This is a genomic window from Brooklawnia sp. (assembly GCF_049651565.1).
Classification (GTDB): domain Bacteria; phylum Actinomycetota; class Actinomycetes; order Propionibacteriales; family Propionibacteriaceae; genus Brooklawnia.
On the sequence record NZ_JBASCI010000048.1, the window covers coordinates 1 to 3,705 of the forward strand.

Sequence of the window (3,705 nt, forward strand, 5' to 3'; positions counted from 1 at the left end):
ATGGTGGCCGAGCCCGGAACCGGGCCGGTGATCGTGGTGGACGACATCATCACCACCGGTGCCACGGTTGCCGAAGCATGTCGTGCACTGCGTGCTTCCGGGCACCCGGTGGCCGGGATCGCTGCGATCTGCGAAACCCCCCGATGGTGTTTGTAGGTGAGTAACGTTGATACATGGCACGATCCAGTGGCACATCGCAACCGGGCCAGACCGGGTGGGATGCAGGCCACGAGATCGTGCCATTTGTTTACCGGGTGCGTGCCTGGTGGGCCGCACACGGCTGGTCGTCCCGGCCAGCCCTTGATGGGAAGGAACGATGATGGACGTCAGTATCACTGGCAGGCGCCTCACGGTCAACGACACGACTCGCGAGCAGGTCGCCGACCGGCTCAACTCCACCATCTCGCGACTGCGTGAGCGCGTCATCCGCACCGAGGTCGAGTTCACCGCGGCCGATTCCAAGGGCGACCCAGACGGCGATGTCCGTTGTGAGATCACATTGAGGGGGAAGGGGCCAGTGATCCGGGCGATCGGGCACGGTCCCGAGAAGATGCTCGCCTTCGACCGGGCCGAGGACAAGCTGAAGAGCCAATTGCGCCGCGCGGCCGACCGGCGCAAGCAGCACCGGGGCCTGCGCGGCTCCCGCGAGCTGGCCGAGGCCGGTGTCGGCGATGCCGCACTGGTGTTCGGGGCTGATCAGCAGGCGCCGGTCGACGAGGTGCCCAGGCATGAGGTGGCGGGGCTCGAGGTGCACGGTGACGGTCCCCTGGTGGTCCGGGAGAAGAGGTTCAAGGCAGCGCCGCTGACGCTGGCCCAGGCGCTGGACGAGATGGAACTGGTCGGGCACGACTTCTTCCTCTACGTCGATGCCGAGACCAGGGAACCAAGCGTGGTCTACCGGCGCAAGGCCTATGACTACGGGGTGATCCACCTGGCAGTCGACGACGAGGCATAGCCACCAGGACGCCGGCGGCAGGTTCCCGGCTGCGCCTGCCGCCGCGGCTGCTCGGCCCCGGGCGATGTGAACAGCTTCGGTGCGCGCCGTAGGATGGTGGCTGCTGCTGCAAGGTTCGGCGTGCACCGGGCGCGTCCGGCGGCAAGGACAGCAAAGGACTTACCAGTGGGTTTCATGGACCGCCTGCTCAATGCTGGCGAGGGACGCACGCTGAAGCGACTTCAGCGGATGGCGGACCAGATCAACAGCATCGAGGACGACTACGTCGCGATGGACGACGATGAGTTGCGCGGACAGACCGCCGACTTCAAGCAGCGGCTCGCCAACGGCGAGACCCTCGACCAACTGCTTCCCGAGGCTTTCGCCACCATCCGGGAGGCCTCCCGCCGGGTGCTGGGCAAGCGTCCCTTCGACGTCCAGATCGTCGGCGGCATCGCCCTGCACGAGGCGAACATCGCCGAGATGAAGACCGGTGAGGGCAAGACCATCGTCGCGCTGATGCCGGCGTACCTGAACGCCCTGGAGGGCAACGGCGTCCACATCGTTACCGTCAACGACTACCTGGCCCGCTACCAGTCGGAGCAGATGGGCCGGGTGCACCACTTCCTCGGCCTCGAAGTGGGCGTGATCCTGTCCCAGATGTCACCGGCCGAACGGCGCAAGGCCTACGCCGCCGACATCACCTACGGCACCAACAATGAGTTCGGTTTCGACTACCTGCGCGACAACATGGCCCTCAGCCCCGACGACCTGGTGCAGCGCGGCCACCACTACGCCATCGTCGACGAGGTCGACTCGATCCTCATCGACGAGGCCAGGACCCCGCTGATCATCTCCGGCCCTGCCGCCGAGAACAAGCAGTGGTACCCGGTATTCGCCAACCTGGCCAAGCGGTTGGAGCGGGACGTCGACTACGAGGTGGACGAGAAGAAGCGCACCGTGTCGGTGCTCGCCCACGGCATCGAGACCACCGAGGACGTGCTCGGCGTCGAGAACCTCTACGAGTCGGCCAACACCCCGCTGATCGGCTACCTGAACAACTCGATCCGGGCCAAGGAACTGTTCCACCGCGACAAGGACTACGTCATCGCCAACGGCGAGGTGCTGATCGTCGATGAGCACACCGGGCGCACCCTGATCGGCCGCCGCTACAACGAGGGCCTGCACCAGGCGCTGGAGGCCAAGGAGCGCGTCGAGATCAAGGACGAGTACCAAACGCTCGCCACGATCACCCTGCAGAACTACTTCCGCATGTACCAGAAGTTGGCCGGCATGACGGGCACCGCCAAGACCGAGGAGTCGGAGTTCCAGAAGATCTACGGGTTGGGCGTGCTGGAGATCCCGACCAACAAGCCGATGATCCGGGTCGACCAGACCGACCTGATCTACCGCACCGAGGCTGCCAAGTTCGACGCGATCGTCGCCGACGTCGCGGGCCGGCACGAGAAGGGACAGCCGGTGCTGATCGGCACCGCCTCGGTCAACAAGTCCGAACTGCTGAGCAGGCAGCTCAAGCGGGCAGGCATTCAGCACCAGGTGCTGAACGCCAAGCAGCACGAGCGCGAAGCGGCGGTGGTCGCGATGGCGGGCCGCAAGGGTGCGGTCACGGTGGCCACCAACATGGCCGGCCGCGGCACCGACATCATGCTGGGCGGCAACCCCGAGTTCCTGGCCGATCAGCTGCTACGGGAACGCGGGATCGACCCGGTCGACCAGCGCGACGAGTACGAGGCCGAGTGGCCCGACACCCTGCACCAACTGGAGGCCCAGACAGCCGACGAGCATGAAGAAGTGGTGGCGGCCGGCGGACTGTACGTGATCGGCTCTGAACGGCACGAGTCCCGACGCATCGACAACCAGCTCCGCGGTCGTTCCGGCCGGCAGGGCGACCCGGGCGAGAGCCGGTTCTACCTGTCGCTGGAGGACGACCTGCTGCGGCTGTTCAAGGCCGACGTCATCGAACGGGCCATGGTGTCGATGAACCTACCTGACGATGAGCCGATCGACATGAAGATCATCACCAAGGCCATCGAGAGCGCACAGAAGCAGGTCGAGGCGCAGAACTTCGAAATCCGCAAGAACGTCCTCAAGTACGACGACGTGATGAACCGGCAGCGGCACGCGATTTACGGCGACCGGCGCAAGGTGCTCAACGGCCACCCGGTGGACGAGCAGCTGCGCGAGACGGTCGACCGGGTGGTGCGCTCGGGCGTCCTGCAGTACACCACGGGGCTGCCCGACGACTGGGACCTGGACGCCCTGTGGACGGAGATGCGCAAGCTGTTCCCGGTCAGCCTCGATATCGACGACTGGCTCGACGAGGATGATCCGCAGCGACTCGCCGACGCGTTCGCCGAGGATGCGGCCCGCGCCTACGATGCCCGAGAGGAGTCGCTGGGTGCGGCGAACATGCGCGAGCTGGAGCGACAGGTCTGGCTCACCGTGCTCGATCGCAAGTGGCGTGAGCACCTCTACGAGATGGACTACCTGCGCGAGGGTATTGGGTTGCGGGCGATGGCCCAGCGTGATCCGCTGGTCGAGTACCAGCGCGAGGGCGCCCAGATGTTCGACGCCATGCGCGACGGGTTCGCCGAGGAGGTCGTCGGCTACCTGTTCAACATCGACGTCCAGGTCTTGCCCGCCACATCCGGCCCCCAGTTGAGTGCCGACAGTGCGGCCGCGGCAGCCGGTCAGCTGGCCGGGGTGCTCGGCGGCGGGCAGTCGGGCAACGGCGCTGGCCAGGCCCAGCC

3 protein-coding genes are annotated in these 3,705 nt (G+C 66.3%); all 3 read left to right on the top strand.

The window, feature by feature from the left end; genetic code table 11:
• The gene (locus WBL05_RS02380; protein ID WP_424223486.1) at nucleotides 1-156 is read left to right on the top strand and encodes a ComF family protein; all 156 of its coding nucleotides are present in this window, start codon (nucleotides 1-3) and stop codon (nucleotides 154-156) included.
• Nucleotides 157-319: 163 nt separating this feature from the next.
• Nucleotides 320-955, top strand: coding sequence for a ribosome hibernation-promoting factor, HPF/YfiA family (gene hpf, locus WBL05_RS02385; RefSeq protein WP_424223487.1), 636 nt, complete (start codon nucleotides 320-322; stop codon nucleotides 953-955).
• A 174-nt stretch (nucleotides 956-1,129) separates the two neighbouring features.
• Nucleotides 1,130-3,705: preprotein translocase subunit SecA (secA, locus tag WBL05_RS02390; protein ID WP_424223488.1), on the top strand; the 2,576-nt coding region annotated here is incomplete at its 3' end.

Excerpts from the sequence above, each read along its gene's own strand:
- WBL05_RS02380 (WP_424223486.1), top strand. The coding sequence starts at position 1 with ATGGTGGCCGAGCCCGGAACCGGGCCGGTGATCGTGGTGGACGACATC.
- hpf (WP_424223487.1), top strand. The coding sequence starts at position 320 with ATGGACGTCAGTATCACTGGCAGGCGCCTCACGGTCAACGACACGACT.